The sequence below is a fragment of the Rhodococcus sp. IEGM 1372 genome, assembly GCF_030056835.1.
Taxonomy (GTDB): Bacteria; Actinomycetota; Actinomycetes; order Mycobacteriales; family Mycobacteriaceae; genus Rhodococcoides.
This window is the reverse complement of sequence record NZ_JASHKS010000040.1, coordinates 16,294-38,095: the sequence shown is the minus strand read 5'-3', so window position 1 is coordinate 38,095 and position 21,802 is coordinate 16,294. Positions and strand designations below refer to the sequence as shown.

The following is a 21,802-nucleotide window of genomic DNA, read 5'->3' as shown; positions in this document are numbered from 1 at the left end:
CCGAGCACACAGTGACGGGCCGGGCCGTGGGGCACGCTTTACGATCGAACTGCCCATCACCGGGCACTGAAACACAATCCTGAAGCCAGCTGTCCCGACCGGACCATCGAGACGGATCTCTGCTCGAGGTGATGGGTAGGCACTTCGCGCAGTTCTCGCCGACCGCAGCGTCGACCCTGCATCTCCCAAGAACATCCGCGCAGGCCTCTACCAACCCGTGCTTCCACCGGTAAAATGACAAGGAACACACTCCTCCCTTGTGGTGAGGGGAGGTCAGGTCGCAGGACTCGATCACCTCGGTTTCGACGGTTCGAAGGCACAGGCGAGTCCTGCGCCTCCGATCCTCGATGGGCGCCGCTCGCACACACTTATTTCCTGACCCGGCCGGCCTTTTCCGGTCTCCCCGGCTGGTGTTTTCGCGCCCGGCTAAGACTTCACGGGCGGGACACTTCGATGCCGTACGCGGTATGGAAGCGGTCAACTATCGCATTCTTCGTGTACCTGGTCGTGGCAGAGCGCAGCGGCGTCAAGCGGTCCGATGAGCGCCTAGCTCATAACCTCGGGAAGGGGCATCGAGATCCTCAGTCCGTGCACCTGTGCGACCGGTGAGGCCACCGAAACGGCTGGACCGGTGTCAGAACCACGCTCCGCGGTTCAGGACCACGCTCCGCGGTTACAGGAACACGTGCAGCGGTGACTTCGGCGCCACGCGAATATCTGCCATTGTCGAGGATTCCCGCAGCCGGGCAACCCCCCTCGAGGTCGCGTCGGCGGTGACCCACTCGAACGGCGCCACAGCGGCGAGGCGCGTCGGTCGCGCCACGGGACACCGACCGAGCCCGGCCATACCCCCAAGTCGCCGACCATCGCCGTGCCCGATTCGGGAATGGTGTCTCGGGAACCCGGTGACGGCATCGACATCGGTCCGATCTGGAGCGGTCGAGGAAACGGATCGCCTCACCCCGCCGCCAGCAGGATGGCCGCGTGCCGAGCACCGCGACCGGGCGAGTCATATCGCAGCACGTGCCGGGCGCTTCGGCCGGATGATCAGTACCGGACAGGTGGCGTGGTGGGCGATCTGGTTGGACACCGAACCGAGCAGAAGGTTGGCGAAGCCGCCGTGGCCGCGGGAACCCACGACCAGAAGATCTGCGTCCTTCGACGCCGTCAACAGCACACCTGCGGCGGGCCCCTGATGGATTTCTCTGCTGACGGCAACACCGTCGCAGGACACCTCCTGCAAGGCGCGGACCTGGAGTCGTTGCGCGACACGCTGAAACGCATCGGGCTCCCCTGGCAGACTTTCCATACCGGCCGCTACTGCGGGAAACTGCCATCCGGTCACCACGCGGAGCTGCCCGTGGCGCAGCCGGGCTTCTGTCACCGCCCATTCCAGGGCGAGCAATGACTGGGGTGATCCGTCTACTCCCACGACCACCTGGAATGTGTGTTCCTCGTCCATCGGGCACCCCCTTCCCGTGCTACGAAGTGACGTAGTTGCAGACTGTCACATCAACGACGGTGACGTCTGCGTCTCGGCCGAGGATCGTCCGGAGGCTGTTGCCACCGCAATGTGCACTCATCGGTCCTGCGGTGCCACCGCTACGGCGCGGGCGAGACGTTCGGTGTCTGCTTCGCTCCACCCTTGCGGCGCCGCGACAGCGGCCCAGGCATAGGGGATCAGGTCGGCGTAATTGTGTCCGTGCCCGGGTGGTGAGGTCGTCGCCCGGACGAGATCCGCGGTGACCTGCCCGAACGTCACGAAGGGGTACCAGCGCATGGCGGGGCTGCGGTCGTCGCCCGGCGGTTCGGACAGCCAGTCCGGTCGTGAGAACAGCAGCGCCGGATCCCACCACACCGTCGGATCGGAGCTGTGCTGCAGGTATAGCACGCGCGGGGGTGCCCAGGGCTCGCTCGTGGTGTGCAACCCATTTTCGGTAGGCACCACCAGATCCTGCCGGGTGGCGGCGAATCGGATGACGAGGCCGTCGGAGTAGGTCGGCAGCACCTCCGTGGTGCCGGGATCGCGTCGATCTTTCACGCTGCGCCACAACCGGTCCGAGTTCGGGCCCACAAGCAAGGCCCCGTCGACCGATCGGCGTAGCTCGCCGGGGCCGTCGAAGGCGGCTTCGATCGACTGCGCGCCGAGGCCCTCGCCATAGACCACCAGGCGTGGGCGGCGGTCTGGGGGAAGCTGCGACCACCGTTGGCGGATTCCGTCGACGAGAGCGACGCCCGCCGCGTCGGCGGCCGCACGGTCGACGAGAAGCGAAAGCCAGCTCGGCAGGGAGGAATATTGCATCGCGGCGATGGCGGTGTCGCCGTTGTACATCAACTCCACGGAGTCGACGGCGATCGGATCGAGCTTCCCGGCCCCCGTCGTACCGGCCACGACGAGGATCTTCCGATTCCACGCCGCGGTGCGGTCGAGTTCGTCGAGGACAAGCTCGACCCGAGCGGCGGTGTCGGCAGCGGAGGCGAGACCGGCATACACCCGGATCGGTTCGCGGGCCGGGGCGCCGTTGATCGTCGCCAACTCCATCGCGGTGCGGCCGCCGCTCACCAACAACTGTCCCGGCATCCCGAGCGTGTCCCACCCCGACCGCGACACAGGACTGCCCGAACGCTCCGTTAGCTGCGGTTGGACAACGCCCGCCGCGGTACCGTCCTGGGCGCCGAAGACACGGCGGGCCGCGCCGGAACTGCCCGACCGGTCGATCTCGTCGACGGCGAACACCACCACGAGCAGCATCACGAGCGGCACAACCGCATGCGCCGCGATCGGGGGCAGATGCGCTCGGCCGCGGAGCCAGTGCCCCACACCGCGGGTCATCGTCGCCAGTCCTCGGGCGAGAAACAACACCGTTCCGAAGATCGCCGCCCCGAGCAGTGTCGTGCGCACGTAGGGCACCGTGGCGGGCGAGGGCATCTGCACCAGTACAGCGAGATCACGCTGCGAGTCCGCGGCCCCCCATGCGGTACCGACCACTATCGCCGCGGCTCCGGCCACGACTATCAGCTGCAGGATTTTTTCCGCTCGGCGGGAGGAAAGCGGCCTCCACGACAACTTCGGCACAATCCATTGACGGACCGGGAAGGCCAGTGCCAGGCCCACGCCGTAACCCGTGGCGCCGGCGAGCCCACTGAGCACACCCTGGACGACCCATCCTCGCGGAAGCAAGGACGGGCTCAGGCTCCACGCAAGAAACATGAGCGCAAAACTCAGACCGATGACGTCCGGGCCTGCCAATATCGCCCGTCGACGTTCGCCGCGGCCGATATGACGCCGGGACCGATCGGCAATCTCTGGTGCGGTCACCCGCCGACAGTAACCGTCTGCGATCGACCGTAGGCGCCGGCCGACTCGGCCGTGTCGGCACCGGGAACAGTCTCTGCACGTCCACATCCCGGCGTCGGGGCTGGGACGAGGGCAAGATAAATCGATATGAGCTGCAGTGAGCTTCCCGGCCCGACCGGATCCTCGATGACGGAACCGGGCGGCGTCCTGGCCGCCGAGGACGTGCCGTGCTCGCCGTGCGTGGCGCAACTTCATTCACCGGCCGAGGAACTGGCAGCGCTGCGCGCCGCAATCGAGCACGAGCCCGACCCTCTGGTGACCTTGACCCATCTACTGCACCTGTGCCGTGACGAACATCCCGTGCTGTGGGAGCAGGCCGGCAACCCCGCGACCCAGGCCACCGTGACCCAGATGCTCGAGCCCCTCCGCGCCCTCGCCCGTTCCCGTCCGGCCACCGCGGCGCTGGACCCGGCAACGCGACGCGGTCTCGTCGATGCGCTGCAGCCGGTAGGGGCAGTCGCGCCCGTGGTGGTGGCCCGGGAGCTGGCCCAGTTCCTCGACGACCATTACGGGCAATTCTTCGCCGACTCCTTCCGCCGCCGCAGCCCGTACCAGCCCGGTGTCGGAGACCCGATCCCACTCGGAGGACCCGACGTCCGGACGGTGATGGATATGCAGCCCACGGCGCCGCCCTGGCGGCTGGCGAACCGGCTGGACGAGACCCGCCACGTCCGGTTGGCCGGAGGATGGGCCACGCAGTTCCGTGTTGTGTTCGACTACAGTCTCGTCGAGACTGCCACCGAACTGATCACCACCGAAACGATCGTTGCCACCTGCCACCCCAACCGCGGCCTCACCGAATTCACCCTTCCCGACGATCGCAGCCAACCCGCGTTTCCGGTGCAGCCGGCGCATCTCGACGCACAGCGTGCGCACCTCGACCGACTCGTCCGCGACGCCGTCCGGGCCGGCGCGTCCATCGTCGTGCTGCCCGAACTGTGCGTCACCGAAGCCCTCGCGCACGACCTGCAGAACTGGGTCAAACGAGACGACGGACCCCAGATCCTGGTGGCGGGCAGCTACTATCACGCCGACGGATCACCGCCACGCCGCCGCAACACCGCCCTGGCCTGGATCCGTGGACACGACCGCCCGTTGATTCACGACAAGCATTCGCCGGCGGAACAACCGATCCGGGAGGACATCCAGCCCCAGGGCTGGCCCGAGGTGCGGGTGTACGTCACCGCCGAAGGGTGGCACCTGGTCCTCGCGATCTGCCGGGATCTGCTCAACCCGCAGGCAGTACACACTCTGGCCGAGATCGGCGCCAACGTGGTGCTGGTCCCGGCGATGAGCGAGAGCCTGGCCCCCTTCACCGGTCAGGTCGCCCATCGGGTCGGCTCGGCGCAGGCCTTCGACGCCGTAGCAAACAACCCCGCCGACTGGGCCGGCAACGGTGCACCGCCGCCACATCGCGCTGCCCGTGCACTGTTCGGCCATCCGGGACTCGGGCAGCAGACCCGGCAGGTGACCTCGCCCGACACGGCTCCCGGCATCGCCACCTTGCACGTGCGCTCCGGACAGCTCCGATGGATCGGCACCGACTACGAGGCCTCGCCCGGGCACCGGAACAGCACCGTGGACGGCATGCCGCAGTGGGCCACCCGGCTGGCAGCCACGTTGCGACCCTACCTGCCGAACGAGATGCCCAGCGGGGGGGCGGTCACCCTGCGCACCGCTGCCGTGCTGGTGCTGCTCACCGAGGGACCGACCGGTCCTCAGGTGCTGCTCACACAACGCACTTCCGATCTGCACGACTATCCCGGACGTCTGGTGTTCCCCGGCGGCGTCCAGGATCCTGGCGACGGCGGACCGGTGGCGACCGCCCTGCGGGAGGCCCGCGAAGAGATCGGCCTGAACCAGGACGGTGTCCGCATTCTCGGCGTGCTGCCCGCCGTGACCGAACCCGAAACCCGGTTCCTCGTGGTCCCCGTTCTGGGCTGGTCGAAACGGATCGGGTACCTTGGAGCGGTCAACCTTGCCGAGGTCGATGGAATCCATCAGGTGCCGTTACATCGGATCGCCACCCGCCGGCAGGTCGATCAGCGGGACCGAGACCACCTCGACAACGGAGCCGACTACGACCTCAGTCGGCTGGGTTCGATGACTGCGTGGGTGATCGACACCTTGATCGCAATGCTTACGCCATCTGCTTCGGGGGCCGATCCCCTTCCCTTCCATACCCACTGAGCACGGTGAAACCGGGTGCAGCAACCGGGCGGTGCCGTCCTCGAGCGGGATTTTGCGAGGTGGGAACCACAAATCGCACTGCGCTGCTCCACCCGCTTCCCAGATGATCTGCGGCTCGCTGGCCAACAGTGCCCGCACCCGCTCCTCGAACGGGTGAACGACGTCGGCGCCGCCCGCCGTTCGTATTTCGGTGGTGCCGCCGACTGCACCGACTTGACCACAGTGGTGCGGGAGATCCCCAACCGCGACACCATCCGGTCCTTCGGGATACCTTCGGCTGCGAGCCGTCTGATCAATGCCTTGCCTTCCGCTGCTGCCGCTGGTGAGGCAGACTCGGAAACCGGAACCCGCTCATTTCTCGGCCGGACGAAGTGCTCACTTTTCGACCGGACCCGACACCGGTTAGAGAACACGGCGTGAACTCGACCGACGGCAATGTGCCGATAACCGCGGCGACAGCGTCGCGGTGAATCGGCGCGACTAGGCATCGCCGGAAGGGAAACAGTGCGTCTTACAGGGATGTTCGGCTTGCGTGGTGATGCATACCCCCGCCGTGCGCGACCGGACAACAAGGAGCCATTACACCGAACCGCAGGCATACACGGCAGATCATGACTGTCGAGGCCGCCCCGGAGCTGCGCGCGCCGAAACCGCTGCGTATGGCGTGGATTATCGCAGCGTGGGGCGCCTGCTTCCTCGGGATCCAGTGGGGGCTCGAGTATGCGCCGATCCTGTGGTTCGCGGCGCTGCGTGCCCTGGTGGCGGGCGGAGTGCTTCTGGCGGTGGCGGTGGTCCAACATCGACCTCGACCCCGCGGGCGGCGTGCGTGGCTGCTGATCTCCGCACTGGCTGCGGTCAATGTCACCCTCGCGTTCGCTGCGATGTTCGCCTCGGTGGCGGGATCGTCGACCGGCACGGCCGCGGTACTGGCCAACGCGCAACCGCTGCTGATCGTGCTGCCGGCGTGGTGGTGGTACGGGGAACGAATCTCCTCGCGCACGGTCGCAGCGCTGGCGGCAGGATTCGTGGGCTTGGTGGTGGTGGCCGTGCCCGGTGGCGGAGGGCAAGGGGCGGTATTGGCGTTGCTGTCCGCGGTGGCGGTCACCGCCGGCACGTTGCTGGGCCGCCGTTTGGGCGGGCTCGACGTCGTCGCAGCCAGCGGATGGCATTTCGTGCTCGGTGGAGCAGGGCTGGCCGTCTGGGCGGCGCTCACGGAAGGAGCGCCCACCATTTCCTGGACTCCGGGCTTTGTGGCAGTGCTGGGTGCGATGTCCGTCGGAGGTACCGCCGCAGCATTCGTCGCTTGGTTCACCGAGAGCCGGCATTGCCGGCTCGACACCCTGACCGCGTGGACGTTCCTGGTGCCGGTGGTGGGCATTGTTCTCGCAGCCTTGGTGCTCGGTGAGCGCCCGAACCGTTGGACGGTGCTCGGGCTGTCCGTAGTGTTGGCCGCGCTGTGGCTCGCGCTACGACCGCGCGGGATTCGGCCATCGCCGAGCGGATCTGCCGACGACCGGGCGTGAGCCCTGCGCCTCAACACATCGGTCCGGGATCCGGGTGGGCTCTACCGGCGCATTCGGAAAAAAGGACGCGTCGGTCGTCGAACACCACGCCGGATGGTCGGACTGGGAGATGGTCGGCGCGGGATGCAGCACCACAAAAACTACGACGCCTCGTTTTTCGCGACGGATGAACGGGTACGGCATCTGAACCGGGCGCTTCCAGCGACAAAGCAACCGGCATCGACGAGAGGAGACACCAGTGAGCACCGTAGCGAGCATGCTCGATACCCACCCCCACAGCTTCGGTCAGATCGACACAGCGAAGCTGACCGCCTGTATCGAGGCGTGCATCGAGTGTGCGCAAGTATGCACTGCATGCGCCGATGCGTGTCTGAGCGAGGATGCGGCAGCCGAGTTGGTCAAGTGCATCCGCATCGATTTGGACTGCGCCGACATTTGTGAGACCACAGGGCGGGTGCTCTCACGCCACACCGGCTACGACGCCAACCTCACCCGGTCCGTCCTCGATACCTGCGCGGCGGCGTGCAAGGCGTGCGGCGACGAGTGTGCTCGGCACGCCTCCCATCACGAACACTGCCGCATGTGTGCCGAGGTGTGCCGACGGTGTGAACAGGCGTGCCACGATCTGATCGGCGCCCTCGGCTGACCCGGCTCAGACTTCAAAAGATCGGACTGTCAAGCGGTTCGTCGGTCGCGACTGCACATCGAGGGTGGTGTGAGGACCGTCTTCCCGCTCTTCGAGCGGCGACAGGCGCGGACTATGGCCGCACCGTCCAACGCTGGCACAGTGGCCCTCGGTCCCTTCGACGGTGAGAGCACCGGTCGTCGGTATCGCAGGATGACGTATCACTCCCGACCGGGCATGACGGGCGCGTGAGCTTCGGGTCGATCGTCGACTTCGTGTCCGCGATGGGCTGCGATCATCACGGCACAATCCGAACGACGTGAGTACGTCGCCGCCGCACGCTTTGGCCGATCGGTTCCTCGTCCACTGCGGTGCCCGGCAGCACCGAGGAGATGCATGTGGCCGCAGCCCTTGCCGCCATGGCAAGGGTGCCACTCACGGCAGGGTGGCACGGTGCGATCACCGTGGAGCCGCGGACATTTCTCAAAGCCAACCCACGTCATTCCTTCGGTGGGCGGTGGGTGCGTACGGGGTGGCCACCGAATCGGCGACGCAGGGCGGCCACGGCTCTCATCGCCGGCGAATCGCTTTGTCGGGAGGCGAACCGAGCGAACAGTGCGGCGGAAATGACGGGGGCAGGGACAGCATGACGGAGGGCTTCTTCGACCGTCCAGCGGCCTTCACCGGAGTCCTCCACATACCCCGACACCCGGGAGAACTCGTCTTCGTCGGACACCGCGTCGACAAGAAGATCGAGAAGCCACGACCGCACGACGGTGCCCCGCGACCAGGCTCTCAGCACTGCGGGTACATCGGTGATCAACTCCTCGGCGGCGAGAAGCTCGAAGCCTTCGGCATAGGCCTGCATCAAGCCGTACTCGACGCCGTTGTGCACCATCTTGGCGTAGTGTCCTGCCCCGAGGGGCCCGGCATGGACGAACGAGTCGGCGCGCTCACCGTCCGGACACAACGCCTCGAAGATCGGCATCAGGTCAGAGACATCGGTCGGGTGGCCGCCGACCATGAGCGCATACCCGTCGGCTTCCCCCCACACCCCTCCGGAGACCCCACAGTCCACCAATCGGATGTCCGCGTGGGCAAGGATCTCGGCATGGATTCGGTCCTCGATGAATCGGGTATTGCCGCCGTCGACGACCCGATCTCCTCTGGACAACATCCGGGAAAGTTGGCCGATCACCTCTCGGGTCGGTGCGCCGGCGGGAACCATCACCCATACCGTGCGCGGGACGGACAACGCCTGAACGAGAGCCTCCAGGGAGGTGACATCACTGGCGGAGGAGTGCGGATCGAACCCGATTACGTCGTGGCCGCGTTGACGCAGGCGCCGAAGCATGCCCGAACCCATCCGACCCAGGCCCACAAGTCCCAGTTGCATCGCTACTCCTCTTCTCTGCGGGCTCGGACCTCGGGACTTGACCGCCACGGTCCCGGCCCGACCACCGGTGCGCCCCTGTGCCCCGGGTCATGATGTGTCGGTTTCGCAACGGTGGGGTCGTCGGCGCTCGGATGCGGGAGCCCGAGCAGGTCACCGGCACGAGCACGCAACCGCGGAATGGGCACACATGCGTCGTATTCCCCGGTCGGCGCCCCGCGTTCCCCGAGACCAGCCTGGATCGGCCGCGGGGCGAGCTGTGCCATCGTCATCGCCTGGTTCGATCCTCGGTGTTCTGCGTCAACGCGACGGGCCACGTGGGCGAAGCGGTGACCGGGTCATTCGCTTCTCGGGTGCCGCATGCGGCCCGGCCTCCTAGGTTACGGCGGAACCGAGTACGGACTCTGCGATACGCGAGGTCGACCACGGATAGTCTCCTGGGGGTCGAAGGAGAGCGTTGCGTCGGATCAGCAAGGGGCGCAGTGCGTCGTTGAGCCTGGGAGTCGTCCGCGTCGATGTCGCCGCGGGCGAAGCGGATGGCGATCATCGCCTGGTGTCGGAAGCGGATCGGGCGTTCCGGTTCCCCGTTCATCCCGGCAGATTCTCCCTCTACGGCACCGATGCGTCCGTGGTCCGTCGAACTTCATCTCGAGGTCCGGTGCGTCCATGCGGGGATGTGAGGTCTTCGGGCGCCTCGCGGCCTTTGCGGGCGAGGACGACGTAGGCGGCGGCGAGGACGAACACGATCGCCGAGGTGAACAAGTTGATGCGGATGCCGGCGATCACGGTGGCGGGATCCGAGCGCATCAGCTCGATCCAGAACCGGCCCGCGCAGTATCCAGCGACGTAGAGCGCGAACAGCCGCCCGTGTCCGATCCGGAACCTGCGGTCGACGAGGACGAGCAGCAGGACGACGAGCAGATTCCACAGCAGCTCGTACAGGAAGGCCGGATGCACGACCGCGACGACCTCGCCGGTCGAGACCCCGTCGAGCAGGTCGGGTCCGGTCAGGCCGGACTCGGTGCGTCGCTCGTAGATCTCGAGTCCCCACGGCACCGTGGTCTCCCGACCGTACAGCTCCTGGTTGAACCAGTTGCCGAGTCGGCCGATGGCTTGCGCCAGCAGGATTCCCGGGGCGAGGGCGTCCCCGAATGCAGGGAGCGGGATGCCGCGGCGGCGGCAGCCGATCCACGCGCCGACACCGCCGAGCGCGACGGCGCCCCAGATACCGAGACCCCCCTGCCAGATCTTCAGGGCGTCGAGCGGGTCGGCGCCCTCGCCGAAGTACTTGGGCCAGTCGGTGAGCACGTGGTAGAGCCGGCCGCCGATCAACCCGAACGGCACCGCCCACACCGCGATGTCGAGGACGGTGCCGGGTTCACCACCGCGGGCAATCCAGCGGCGGTTGCCCCAGAAGATCGCCACGACGATCCCGACGATGATGCACAACGCGTAGGCGCGCAGCGCGAGGGGACCGAGATACCACACCCCCTGCGGCGGGCTGGGCAGGTACGCCAAGACGGCGGCCGTGGAGGGTACGACGATGGAGACCACGTGTTGTTCCTATGTCATCTCAGGGCCGCGGCTGGATGCGGACGCGTGTGGGACAAATGTTCTTCAGGACGCGGGAGACCGTGGGCGCGAGGCGCTACCAGGCTGCCGCGGGCGGCGTAGCCGGCGTGCCGGCGGGTGCCACGGTGCTCCATCCTGCCTTGTGCCTGCCCGCGGCGAGGTGTTCATTTGATGAAGGTTCTCTGAAGATGGGCAACGGGACGATGCCGCTGGAATCCGAAGTCGTCGGGACTGGTGCATGATGCCCGACTCCGATCGGCAGCTGCCCGTCTCCGCCCAAGATTGTCAGTGGCCGCTACCAACCGCTTCGGGGTGGATTCGACCAGCGGGCGGACATCAGCAGTCAACTCGCTCAGCGACGGGACTCGGTTGAGGGCACCAGCGGCGCGCGTTCTCGGAGCTGGTAGACGAGATACGCACCCCGCTGGCCGCTTGGCCAACCCAGCGGAGGTCCTCAACGCCGGATTCCACGGCCCCCGCACCGGAGCCGCTGCAGATCCTGCGCTTGAACACCCTCCCGGTTCTCCGGCCTCGCCGAGGGGCAGTGGCACCGTCTCGCCCCGCCGAGGAAGGCCGGCTGAACATCGCCCCGCCGCCACCGACATCCGCTCGCTGGTCGAGGCCGCGACCCGCATCGCCTCGGACCCGATCACCGTGTGGGTGCCCGTCGCGTACCGAGTCCCGGCTCACCGCATACCGTCATGCACGTCCTCCGCTGACCTTGCAGTCAGAACTCCGGTCCGCGGTCTGCGGGAAGAAGGACAAGACCGGCTGGGTAGAGACGGTAGAAAAAAGGGCATGAAGAAGCTGTCGCTGATCGCCGTCGCCCGCCACCTGCGGTCTCACGCCGCCACCGCGTCCAGTGGCCGCAGTGCCGAAACCGTATACGGCGGTCACGACCAGGTGCTGCGCCAGACCCTCATCGCCCTGCAACGGGGACGATCGATGGGGGAACACGACAGCCCCGGCGAGGGGACCGTGTACGTGCTGCACGGACGCATCCGTCTCAGCACCGGTGACACCTCCCGGGACGCAAGAACGGGGGATCTGGTCATCATTCCCCGCGCCCGGCACCGGATCGACGCCTGCGAAGACAGCACGGTGCTGCTCACCGTGGCGAAGAGCTGATCGGGCGAGCCGGACTTTCTCGAAGGAAATACCCGATGAAATACCCGCGGGGGTGCTTCACCCGTGGTGATCCGCCCACAACGTCGCGGCACCGCCGTTCGCGGCGCGGTAGGCCCGGCCGAACAGCTCGAAGTGCTCGTCGCAGGTGAGCCGGTCGTAGACCACCGGCTCCCACGGTGAGCACACCCTACGAGCGACACCTGTCCGTGGCGGGAAGATCTTATGAAGATCTGTTGAAGAAACCCGTCGGCCGCCGCCGATACGGCACGCCCACTTCGTCGAGAGCCGATACTAGGGCCACCTCGAGCGTCGAGAGTGTCCGATTCCGGAAGGGGAGCGTAGTGAACATGATGGGCGTGATGGACCAGGCGCACCTAGTGCTACACCAGTTGATGATGTGGTTTCACCAGATGAGTGGAATACCGATGATGAACATGCCGATGTAGAGCACGGCTTTCGCAGAGCGACCCGGTGGCAGGGAAGGGGTGTTTCAGGGGTGGGGCTGCGGCGGTGCTTCCGACGGCGATCCCACGCATCGGCACGGCTGCGCGCCACGTGGACGTCGGTGCCTCCGTGGTTGACACGCTGCGCCTGCGTTTCGCTTTCCCACGCCGTGGTGCGCTGCGGTGAGGATGCGGGCGCCGCCCGCCGCCGCGTGGCCGGTGTCGAGCCACGGGTAGTTGGCTATTTGATTCGTTCCAGCTGGAGGGCGTCTTGAGGCTCTCCGGTGCCGAGGTACCGGTTCGACACCCATAATCTGCGCCCGGGGTCGGTGTATCCCGCATCGTCTTCGGCATCCGCAGAGGACGGGTGACGAGTCGTCGAGAAAAGCATTGTGGCAGTTGACCGGCCGGGTCGGCGGTGCGTCGATCCGGACGCTCCGGGCGCTTACGGCCCGTGCTCATCCGGGTGCTCCTCGCCGCTGCCGTCTTGGGTAACTGCTGGCGGCGGAAGCGTCAATCCGGCCGAGGGAGCTGTCGCCGCCGTCGGGCGCGGGGAGAAGCTGACCCCGTTGGGTCGTTCGCCGACCGGCACGGTCGCCACCGCCGAGAGACTGGGCAGATCGATCACGGACACCGTGTCGTCGTATGTATTCGTCACCCATGCGCGCGTGCCCGAGGGATCGATCACCACCCCGTGCGGGCCGGCTCCGGTGCCGACGGCGGCGCGGACCGTCATCTCGGTCGTGTCGATCACCGACAGGGTGTTGCCGGGTTGTTGCCGGGTGCCCTGGTCGGCGGACACCACGGTCCTTTCGTCCGGGGTCAGGTACAGCTGCACGGGCGCGGCCGGCACCGCGACGGTGGCCACTACCGCGCGGGCGCTCAGATCGACCTTGACCACCGCGGCAGGTTCGGTGGTCCCGGCGTACGCGAACCGGCCGTCGGCGGAGACCGCGACCTGAGCCGGGCCGGCGCCGACGGGTACCGCCCCGGTGACCCGATCGGTGGCAGGGTCGATCAGGTGGATCACGCCGGCCTCGGTGTCGGCGACCACGATCACCGAACCTCCTGCCGCGGGCCGTAGCCCGTGGGGCATCCCGCCGAGTTCGATCCGCCCGGCCGGCCGTAAGCCGGAGGCCTCGAACACCGAGAGGGTGCCGTCGCCCGCGTCGGTCACATAGACCTTGCCGTTCGGGGCGTCGATCACGTGTGCCGGCGCCGAACCCGTGGGCGCGACCGCGCGCACCGCATAGGTGCCCTGGTCGATGGCGATCACCCGGTCCTCACCGGTGACCGTGTATACGGTCGTCCCGTCCCGTCCGACCTGGACGTTGTGAGGTGAGTCCACGCCGGTCAGTGTCGTCACCACCTCGTCGGTGGCCGCGTCCACCACGGTGAGACTGTCCCCTTCCTCCTCGGCGACCCACACCGATCCGGTCACCGTCCCCGCCGGGCCGGACGGTGTCGTCGCTGCGGACGGTGCCGGACCGGGGGCGGGGTCGGCGCCGCCGGAACACCCCGACAGTGTGGTCCCGAGAACCACCGTTGCCGCAAGCGCCATCAGGGAGTGTCTCCCCGACCGGACATGCGGTCGCCTCGGCGTCGGTCCGCTGGTGGGGTTCATCGCGTACCTCCGGTGTGGTTCGGTCGCGGCCGAGGCCGAGGAGCTTCGAGTGAACGTCATTATCCCCCGACGCCCCGACCACTGACGGTCGATATCCCGCGCGGGAGAGAGGCATTCGATCCAGGCTCGCCAGGATAGTCGACGCCGGGACGCTCTCGACCCGGCCCGATGGCCACGGTTTCCCGAGTCGATCGACCAGCCTCGAGCTACGCGTCCGTGGACGCCCACCTCACTCTCCGGGGGCCAAGGTGAAGATTTCCTGAAGAAACCCGCCGACCCGCATCATATACCCACCGGGGGTATATGATGCGGGTGTGGGATCACCCCACGGCGTTCGGAGAAAGGACTAAGACGATGACGGTCACCACCTACCAGGTTCAGGGAATGACCTGCGGACATTGCGTATCGTCCGTGAAAACCGCTGTCGGGGCAGTGCCCGGCGTGACCGGCGTTGAGGTCGACTTGCAGGCCGGGAGTGTGACGACCACCGGAACCGCAACCGCCCAGGCCGTATCTCGCGCCATTGCCGACGCAGGTTACGAGATCGTCTCCGCAGATGATGCGGTCGGTCGCTCCTTGCCCATGGCGAGCGGAGGGGGCGGCTGCTGCTGCAGCTGACAACCCCGCCCATCTCGGCCGGTGCGCGATGACCCACGTCCTCGAGCGAACACAGCGTTGACCGGTGGGCATACTTGCTCGCCCGGCACACCCGGCGCCGGGTGTGCCGTCACCGGCGATCGCTGACCGAGCATCAGGTGCAGCTGAGCGGGACGGGCCGGAAGTGCGTTGCACAGAGGCTTTCCGGCGCTACAGCAGGCGCTACAGCAGGCGCTACAGCACTGGCGCGGTTTACGCATCAGCCGCCTCGAGGGCACCGTGGAGACTCGCCCCTGTCGGATGACCGGTATGAGGTGGGTGTCCTGCCTGCGAGCGGTTACCGACCGCAGAGTCCGAGGCGGGCGGGCCGAACAACATGCCCGGCGGTCATCGGACACGCCGTGCAGGTGGCGTTGTCCATCGACGGTGGTCTCGAATGCGGGGCAGGTCCGTCGGGCATGGCACTAGCTGCGGATGACGAGCGGCGACGGCGCTCCGGGTTCCCCACCGCCGCCTCCGCGTCAGGAGCGCGCCGCTGATCGACACGAGCAGGTCGAGGGCGGCCCGCTTGCCGCGCCGCGGCGGAAAAGTCGGTCGACGCTTCGCGAAATGCGCGGGACCACCTCCGGATCTTGATCAAATCTTCATGGTTCCTCTATGTCTTCTACCGGTCGAGCGGGCACTGTGAGGACCGGGTGGCACCGCAGCCGCGGTCCGAGACCAGGGGAGAGGTAAACCGCTGCCGAGTAGATGCCGCGGCCGCCGGGAGGCGGGATCTGTCGGCACGAAAACCGTTGGCCACCATGTGATCAGATTCTGTCTACGAACCTTCTGTCTACGAACCGGATCCTCTGCGTAGCGGCGGACTGACCGTGAGAGCGGACCGTAGCGATGTGAGAAAAGAAAGTGGTGCAGTATCCGTGACAATCAACCGGCCGGAAATCTCGCCTTCACTCGACGACGAAGACCTCAAGCGGATTCACGCCTGGTGGCGGGCCGCAAACTATCTGTCGGTGGGTCAGATCTATCTGATGGACAACCCCCTGCTGCGCGAACCTCTGCGGCCGGAGCACATCAAACCGCGACTCCTCGGCCACTGGGGCACCACACCCGGCCTGAACTTCATCTACGCCCACCTCAATCGCGTCATCACCGCCCGCGATCTGAACATGATGTACGTGATAGGTCCCGGCCACGGTGGGCCGGGACCGGTCGCCGCCGCCTGGCTGGAGGGCACCTACAGCGAGGTATATCCCGATATCTCCCGCGATGAAGACGGCATGCGCCGGTTGTTCACCCAGTTCTCGTTTCCCGGGGGAATTCCCAGCCATGTCGCCCCCGAGACGCCCGGGTCCATTCACGAAGGCGGTGAGCTGGGATATTCCCTGGCCCACGCCTACGGTGCCGCGTTCGACAACCCCGACCTGGTGGTCGCGGTGATTATCGGAGACGGAGAAGCCGAGACGGGCCCCCTGGCAGCGAGCTGGCACTCGAACAAATTCGTCGATCCGTCCAGGGACGGTGCGGTGCTGCCCATCCTGCATCTCAACGGCTACAAGATCGCAAGTCCCACCGTGCTCTCGCGCATCGACCCCGACGAACTCGAATCGCTGCTGCGGGGATACGGTCACACACCGTACTTCGTCGAGGGCGACGATCCCGAACAGATGCACCGGCAGTTCGCCGCCGCGCTCGACCGTGCCCTCGACGATATCGCCGCGATCCGTGCACGGGCGCGCCGCGACGGCGCAGCCGAACGTCCCCGGTGGCCGATGCTGGTGCTGCGGTCCCCGAAGGGATGGACCGGACCGACCGAGGTCGACGGTCACCGCGTCGAAGGATCCTGGCGCTCGCATCAGGTGCCGTTCGGCAATGCGCGCGACGATGCCTCGCACCGAACGGTGCTCGAGCAGTGGTTGCGCAGCTATCGTCCCGAGGAGTTGTTCGATGGGGGCGGCGCACCGTATCCGCAGATCGCCGACCTGCACCCGTCGGGAGACCGGCGCATGAGCGCCAACCCGCACACCAACGGCGGCGGTGGCCTCCGTCCGCTGAAGATGCCGGATTTCCGCCGATATGCGGTCGAGGTCACCGAACCCGGCGCCACTGTCGCCGAGTCGACCCGGATCCTCGGCCACCTGCTGCGCGATGTCATGGCCGAGAACATGACGAGCTTTCGGGTCTTCGCTCCCGACGAGAACAACTCCAATCGGCTCGACGCGGTGCTCGAGGCCACCGACAGGGCGTGGGCTCTGCCGGTCACCGACCTCGACGAGCATCTTGCGCCGGACGGGCGGGTGATGGAGGTGTTGTCCGAGCATCTGTGCCAGGGCTGGCTCGAAGGGTATCTGTTGACCGGACGACACGGGGTGTTCTCCTGCTACGAGGCGTTCGTGCACATCATCGACTCGATGTTCAATCAACACGCCAAGTGGCTCAAGACCACCAACGCCATCGCCTGGCGGTATCCGATACCGTCCTTGAACTACCTGCTGACCTCGCACGTGTGGCGCCAGGACCACAACGGGTTTTCTCATCAGGACCCGGGATTCATCGATCACGTGGTGAACAAGAAGGCCGACGTGGTGCGGGTCTATCTGCCGCCGGATGCGAATACGCTCCTGTCGGTGGCCGATCACTGCCTGCGCAGTCGCCAGTACGTCAACGTCATCGTCGCCGGCAAGCAGCCACAACTGCAGTACCTGTCCGTCGATGATGCGATCGCCCACTGCACCAAGGGGATCGGGATCTGGGGGTGGGCCGGGACCGACTGCGGTCGCGAACCCGACATCGTCTTCGGCTGCGCCGGTGACGTGCCGACCTTGGAAACGCTCGCCGCCGTGGACATCCTGCGCCGGTTGTTCCCCGAGTTGGCGATCCGGGTGGTCAACGTCGTGGATCTGATGCGTCTGCAACACGCCGACGACCATCCCCACGGGCTCTCCGACGCCGACTTCGACGCATTGTTCACCCGGACCACGCCGGTCGTGTTCGCCTACCACGGCTATCCCTGGCTGATCCACCGGCTGACCTACAAACGCACCAATCACGCCAACCTGCACGTGCGGGGATACATCGAGGAGGGCACCACCACCACCCCGTTCGACATGTGTGTGCTCAACCGGATCGACCGGTTCCATCTGGCGATCACCGCGTTGGATCTGTTGCCCCACCTGCGCGACGCTGCCGCCCATGCCCGTGAACAACTGAAAAACACTTTGATCGCACACCGCCAGTACATCCGGCGCCACGGCGAGGACATGCCCGAGATTCGGAACTGGCGGTGGAACGCCCCTACAGACGACCCGTGCGAGGCGGTGTCGCCGGTTCAGGACATCCCGTGAGCGGCCCCGACTCGGCCCTGTCGAAGGACCACAGCGCTCCTGTGCACGCCGCGCCCACCCTCCCGGCGGAATCGGACGGACGGATCCGCCCGGAAGGTCATGCGCACTACCCTTACGCTGCCGTACTTTTCGACATGGACGGGGTGCTCGTCGATACCGCGGACCTGCATGCACGGGCATGGAAGGAGACGTTCGACGAGACACTACGCGACCCGCGCGTCGGGGCGGCGCAAACTCCGTTCGATGCCGCCGTGGAGTACCGCCGCTATGTCGACGGTAGGCCGCGCTCGGACGGTGTCGCGACGTTTCTTGCCGCGCGGGGAATCAGCCTTCCCCCCGGCGCCCCCGACGACCCGGAGGACGCGTGGACCGTCCACGCGATCGGTAACCGGAAAAACAGCCGCTACCACACGCTGCTGGCCGAACAGGGAGTGCCCGTGTTCCCCGGCACCCTCGCGCTGCTGCAACGCCTGCGCCTCGGCGGGGTCGCCACCGCAGTGGTCACCAGCAGCGGCAATGCCACCACCGTGCTGTCCGCCGCCGCCCTGGAGACGATGTTCGACGTGGTCGTCGACGGTACGGTCGCCGCCGAGCGGGATCTGCCGGGCAAACCGGATCCGGCGGTGTTTCTCCATGCTGCACGGCTGCTCGGGGTGCCGCCCAGTCGAGCGGTCGTCGTCGAAGATGCCGGAGCCGGTATCGAGGCGGCCCGGCGGGGCGGCTTTGCCCTGGTGGTGGGCATCGATCGCGGTGGCAACCGCCGGCTCCTCGAGGCCGCGGGCGCGGACCTGGTGCTCGGGGACGTGTCGGAGTTGGACCTGGGTGCAGTACGCACCGATCCGTGGCAGTTGATCTACCGCGGCTTCGATCCCGCGCACGAGGGCCACCGGGAGGTATTGACCGCCCTCGGGAACGGATACATGGGTGTGCGGGGTGCCGCCCCCGAACGCCGGGCCGACGGCACCCATTACCCGGGAACGTATCTCGCGGGCGTCTACAACCGGCTCACCAGTTCCGTGCATGGGCGGAGGGTCGAAGACGAGCATTTGGTCAACACCGCCGACTGGCTGTGGCTCGATGTGCGGATCGACACCGGACCGTGGTGGTCCGAGGGCGGTCTGATCGTCGAGGACGAGCGGCGGGTGCTGGATCTGCGGCGGGCACTGCTGATCCGCGAGGTGCGCCTGCGCGACGGGCAGGGACGGCGTCTGCAGGTGCGGCAACGACGCGTGGTCTCGATGCAGCGCTTCCATCTGGCCGCGCTCGAGACGACGCTGACCCCCCTCGGCTGGAGCGGCACGCTGACCCTGAGATCCGGCATCGATCCCACGGTGACCAACTCGAATGTCGCGGACTATGCAGCCCTGGCCCATCGGCACCTGACCGCGACCACGATTCGGCACGTCCAGCCCGATGTGCTGCTGGTACAGACCTACACCAGCCGGAGTCGCATCCGGATCGCGACGGCGGTACGCACCCGCGTGCGCGCCGGGGACGTGCGGGGCAGAGACACCGATACGACCGCCGGCATCCCCGCTCACCAGTTCCGTCTCGAGGTTCACCACGACCACCCGGTGGTGGTCGACAAGATCGCCGCGATCGCCACCTCCAAGGACGCGGCCATCGCGTCGCCGGGATCGAGTGTTCTCGGGGAACTCGACCGCGTCTCCGGCGGGGTGGCCGAGCTGCTTCCGGGGCACGAGGCGGCGTGGCGGCGACTGTGGGATCGGTTCCGCGTCCAACTCGACACCGACCGGGAACTTCAGTTGGTGCTGAACCTGCACCTGTTTCACCTGATGCAAACCGTCAGCCCGCACAGCGAGGACCTCGACACCGGTGTTCCGGCCCGCGGGTTGAACGGTGAGGGCTACCGCGGCCATGTCTTCTGGGACGAGCTGTTCGTCCTGCCGGTGATCACCACCCACCTGCCCGCGGTGACCCGGTCGCTGCTGGACTATCGGTGGCGACGTCTCGACACCGCCCGCGACGCCGCCGCCCGCGCCGGACTTGCCGGCGCATTGTTCCCCTGGCAGAGCGGCAGCGACGGACGGGAGGAAACCCCCACCCAGCTCTACAATCCGCGCTCGGAACGCTGGATGCCCGACAACTCCCGCCGTCAACGACACGTCGGCTTGGCGGTGGCCTACAACGCCTGGCAGTACTACCAGAGCACCGGTGACCGGGTGTGGCTCACCGACCGCGGCGGTGAACTGCTGATCGAGGTGGCCCGCCTGTTCACGTCTCTGGCCGAGCACGACCCGGAGGAGGACCGGTTCCACCTTTCCGGGGTGATGGGCCCCGACGAATACCACGACGGGTATCCCGAGGCCCCCGGTCTCGGTGTCCGCGACAATGCCTACACGAACGTGATGGCCGCCTGGGTGTGTCACCACGCGGCCGCGACGGTGACGGAGCTGGCCGGCACCGACGGCGACGAACTGCTCGACCGGCTCGGCGTCGACCCCGAGGAGATGACGCGATGGCGACATCTGAGCCGTCGCATCGCGGTGCCGTTCCATGACGGGCTGATCAGCCAGTTCGACGGATACGATCGTCTTTCCGAGTTCGACTGGCCTCGCTATCGGCGCACCTACGGCAACATCGGCCGCCTCGATCTGATCCTGGAATCCGAAGCAGACACCACCAACCGCTACAAGCTCGCCAAACAGGCAGATGTGCTGATGCTGCTGTATCTGCTGGGACCGACCGAGCTGCTGTCGATACTGGCCCGGCTCGGCTACGACGTCACCGCCGAGCAGCTGATCCGCACCGTCGACTACTACCTGGCCCGCACCGCACACGGGTCGACCCTGAGCCGGGTCGTACACGCCTCGGTGCTGGCCCGGATCGATCCCGCCCGCGCCTGGGCCGTCTTTCGGGAAGCGCTGATCGCCGATCTGGATGACACGCAGGGCGGCACCACCCGAGAAGGCATCCATCTGGGCGCGATGGCCGGCACCGTCGACATCGTCACCCGCTCGTTCGCCGGAGTCCGCTTCGAGTCGGACCGTCTGGTGCTCACCCCGCAGATGCCCCCCGAAATCCGGCAACTGCAGTTCCGACTGCACTACCGGGGCCACCGCATCGACGTGCGCCTCGACGAGAGCGCGCTGTCCCTGACCGCCCATCGCTGCACCGCCACCGCGGTCACCGTCGAGGTGGACGGAGCACACCGCACCCTCGGTGGGGGACAGACGCTGCAGTTCCCGCTGCAGCGGCACCCGACAACAAGGATCCGCCGATGAACTCCCAGCGCACGAGACACCACGCCCTCGGACCGAAGACCCGGGCCGTGCGGCACGACATCTTCATCAAATCCTCATCCGATACGCACCGAATCTACGTAGCCCCCGACGAGGATGAAGGCAAGCAGCACTCCCGGGGAATCTGCCCCGGCTCACCGAAGGAGCGGTTGTGATGGCACGTCGATGGTCGTTGAACATCACCCCAACCGAACGCATCGGTCGCATCGTTGTGGGAGCGGCCGCGATTACCGCCGGGATCGTCCTGCTGTTCCAGTCCCCGGGCCTCGGAGTGGCCGCACTGGAAGTACTGCTGATCCTGGCCGGTCTCGACCTTGCGGTGACCGGAGCCTTGGGGCACTGCCCGCTCTACGCCGCACTCGGCTACCAGCCCAAGTCGTTGAGAGGTTTCCGATGACCGACCCCCGCGAGATGCCCGACATGCCCGAGCGCCCGCACTCCGCCCACGAACACTCCGAACCGGCCCCCGCGCGTGCCGGGCGAATGCGTCGAGCTCTCGGCCACCGCGCGATGATGGTGATTTGCTGTATCCCCATGCTGGCGATCGCCATTGCGCTGGTGGCCACCGGCACGGTGGGCGTCGGCGCCCTGGTGTTCGCCGGGGCCTGCGTGCTGATGATGGCGATGATGATGGGCGGCCCCGGCCACGGAGGCCACGGATCGGGCCGCTAGCTGCGTTCGGCTCTTCGGTTGCTTTCCCTGACCCTCCAATGCGCCTTTCGCAATGCGTATTCCATCGACC

16 protein-coding genes are annotated in these 21,802 nt (G+C 67.1%); 10 read left to right on the top strand and 6 right to left on the bottom strand.

The genetic code is table 11. The annotated features are described in order from the left end of the window. Nucleotides 1-1,009 precede the first annotated feature (1,009 nt). The gene (locus tag QM590_RS22125) at nucleotides 1,010-1,462 is read right to left on the bottom strand and encodes a universal stress protein (RefSeq protein ID WP_195060673.1); all 453 of its coding nucleotides are present in this window, start codon (nucleotides 1,460-1,462) and stop codon (nucleotides 1,010-1,012) included. A gap of 117 nt (nucleotides 1,463-1,579) precedes the next feature. Further along, nucleotides 1,580-3,319 carry an alpha/beta-hydrolase family protein gene (locus QM590_RS22120; RefSeq protein ID WP_269596391.1) on the bottom strand — a complete coding sequence of 580 codons (1,740 nt, stop codon included), beginning with the start codon at nucleotides 3,317-3,319 and terminating at the stop codon, nucleotides 1,580-1,582. A gap of 165 nt (nucleotides 3,320-3,484) precedes the next feature. Between QM590_RS22120 and QM590_RS22115 the strand changes: the two genes are divergently transcribed. The 3 genes from QM590_RS22115 to QM590_RS22105 all read left to right on the top strand — a co-directional run bounded on the left by QM590_RS22115 (nucleotide 3,485) and on the right by QM590_RS22105 (nucleotide 7,717). After that, nucleotides 3,485-5,548 carry an NUDIX domain-containing protein gene (locus tag QM590_RS22115; protein ID WP_269596392.1) on the top strand — a complete coding sequence of 688 codons (2,064 nt, stop codon included), beginning with the start codon at nucleotides 3,485-3,487 and terminating at the stop codon, nucleotides 5,546-5,548. A gap of 611 nt (nucleotides 5,549-6,159) precedes the next feature. Further along, nucleotides 6,160-7,071: a DMT family transporter gene (locus tag QM590_RS22110; RefSeq protein WP_269596393.1), complete on the top strand. Its 912-nt coding sequence runs from the start codon at nucleotides 6,160-6,162 to the stop codon at nucleotides 7,069-7,071. 238 nt (nucleotides 7,072-7,309) lie between these two features. Beyond that, nucleotides 7,310-7,717 (top strand): four-helix bundle copper-binding protein, encoded by a 408-nt coding sequence (locus QM590_RS22105; RefSeq protein ID WP_195060725.1) that lies wholly within the window; start codon nucleotides 7,310-7,312, stop codon nucleotides 7,715-7,717. 478 nt (nucleotides 7,718-8,195) lie between these two features. Here QM590_RS22105 and gnd read toward each other — a convergent pair whose 3' ends face one another. Further along, entirely contained in the window at nucleotides 8,196-9,092 is an 897-nt protein-coding gene (gene gnd, locus QM590_RS22100; RefSeq protein WP_269596394.1) for a phosphogluconate dehydrogenase (NAD(+)-dependent, decarboxylating), read from the bottom strand. A 606-nt stretch (nucleotides 9,093-9,698) separates the two neighbouring features. Then, a complete protein-coding gene (lgt, locus tag QM590_RS22095) occupies nucleotides 9,699-10,643 on the bottom strand; it encodes a prolipoprotein diacylglyceryl transferase (RefSeq protein WP_195060723.1) in 945 nt (314 codons plus the stop codon). An 816-nt stretch (nucleotides 10,644-11,459) separates the two neighbouring features. Here lgt and QM590_RS22090 point away from each other — a divergent pair. Further along, complete coding sequence (locus QM590_RS22090) at nucleotides 11,460-11,789, top strand: cupin domain-containing protein (protein ID WP_269596395.1); 330 nt, start codon at nucleotides 11,460-11,462, stop codon at nucleotides 11,787-11,789. A gap of 57 nt (nucleotides 11,790-11,846) precedes the next feature. Here QM590_RS22090 and QM590_RS26015 read toward each other — a convergent pair whose 3' ends face one another. Both QM590_RS26015 and QM590_RS22080 read right to left on the bottom strand, forming a co-directional pair. Further along, nucleotides 11,847-11,975: a hypothetical protein gene (locus QM590_RS26015; protein WP_267466816.1), complete on the bottom strand. Its 129-nt coding sequence runs from the start codon at nucleotides 11,973-11,975 to the stop codon at nucleotides 11,847-11,849. 702 nt (nucleotides 11,976-12,677) lie between these two features. Then, on the bottom strand, nucleotides 12,678-13,793 hold the full coding sequence (locus tag QM590_RS22080) for a YVTN family beta-propeller repeat protein (RefSeq protein WP_194989201.1): 1,116 nt from the start codon (nucleotides 13,791-13,793) through the stop codon (nucleotides 12,678-12,680). Between the two features lie 417 nt (nucleotides 13,794-14,210). Here QM590_RS22080 and QM590_RS22075 point away from each other — a divergent pair, with 417 nt between their 5' ends. The 6 genes from QM590_RS22075 (at nucleotide 14,211) to QM590_RS22050 (ending at nucleotide 21,732) form a co-directional block, all read left to right on the top strand. Then, complete coding sequence (locus QM590_RS22075) at nucleotides 14,211-14,474, top strand: heavy-metal-associated domain-containing protein (RefSeq protein ID WP_194989202.1); 264 nt, start codon at nucleotides 14,211-14,213, stop codon at nucleotides 14,472-14,474. Between the two features lie 905 nt (nucleotides 14,475-15,379). After that, complete coding sequence (locus QM590_RS22070; protein WP_269596408.1) at nucleotides 15,380-17,797, top strand: phosphoketolase family protein; 2,418 nt, start codon at nucleotides 15,380-15,382, stop codon at nucleotides 17,795-17,797. Next, nucleotides 17,794-21,042 (top strand): beta-phosphoglucomutase family hydrolase, encoded by a 3,249-nt coding sequence (locus tag QM590_RS22065; RefSeq protein ID WP_269596396.1) that lies wholly within the window; start codon nucleotides 17,794-17,796, stop codon nucleotides 21,040-21,042. Before QM590_RS22070 ends, QM590_RS22065 begins: the two co-directional genes overlap by 4 nt. After that, nucleotides 21,039-21,215, top strand: a complete 177-nt coding sequence (locus QM590_RS22060) for a hypothetical protein (protein WP_283279304.1) — start codon at nucleotides 21,039-21,041, stop codon at nucleotides 21,213-21,215. Before QM590_RS22065 ends, QM590_RS22060 begins: the two co-directional genes overlap by 4 nt. Next, entirely contained in the window at nucleotides 21,215-21,457 is a 243-nt protein-coding gene (locus tag QM590_RS22055) for a YgaP family membrane protein (protein WP_195060721.1), read from the top strand. The genes QM590_RS22060 and QM590_RS22055 overlap by 1 nt, the downstream gene beginning before the upstream one ends. Next, nucleotides 21,454-21,732, top strand: a complete 279-nt coding sequence (locus QM590_RS22050) for a hypothetical protein (RefSeq protein ID WP_195060720.1) — start codon at nucleotides 21,454-21,456, stop codon at nucleotides 21,730-21,732. Before QM590_RS22055 ends, QM590_RS22050 begins: the two co-directional genes overlap by 4 nt. The last annotated feature ends 70 nt before the right edge of the window (nucleotides 21,733-21,802 follow it).

What these genes read in the sequence shown, in the direction of transcription:
- gnd (WP_269596394.1), bottom strand. Translation starts at nt 9,092, where the DNA reads ATGCAACTGGGACTTGTGGGCCTGGGTCGGATGGGTTCGGGCATGCTT.
- QM590_RS22115 (WP_269596392.1), top strand. Translation starts at nt 3,485, where the DNA reads ATGACGGAACCGGGCGGCGTCCTGGCCGCCGAGGACGTGCCGTGCTCG.
- QM590_RS22110 (WP_269596393.1), top strand. Translation starts at nt 6,160, where the DNA reads ATGACTGTCGAGGCCGCCCCGGAGCTGCGCGCGCCGAAACCGCTGCGT.
- QM590_RS22075 (WP_194989202.1), top strand. Translation starts at nt 14,211, where the DNA reads ATGACGGTCACCACCTACCAGGTTCAGGGAATGACCTGCGGACATTGC.
- QM590_RS22125 (WP_195060673.1), bottom strand. Translation starts at nt 1,462, where the DNA reads ATGGACGAGGAACACACATTCCAGGTGGTCGTGGGAGTAGACGGATCA.
- QM590_RS22050 (WP_195060720.1), top strand. Translation starts at nt 21,454, where the DNA reads ATGACCGACCCCCGCGAGATGCCCGACATGCCCGAGCGCCCGCACTCC.
- QM590_RS22080 (WP_194989201.1), bottom strand. Translation starts at nt 13,793, where the DNA reads ATGGCGCTTGCGGCAACGGTGGTTCTCGGGACCACACTGTCGGGGTGT.
- QM590_RS22090 (WP_269596395.1), top strand. Translation starts at nt 11,460, where the DNA reads ATGAAGAAGCTGTCGCTGATCGCCGTCGCCCGCCACCTGCGGTCTCAC.
- QM590_RS22060 (WP_283279304.1), top strand. Translation starts at nt 21,039, where the DNA reads ATGAACTCCCAGCGCACGAGACACCACGCCCTCGGACCGAAGACCCGG.
- QM590_RS22055 (WP_195060721.1), top strand. Translation starts at nt 21,215, where the DNA reads ATGGCACGTCGATGGTCGTTGAACATCACCCCAACCGAACGCATCGGT.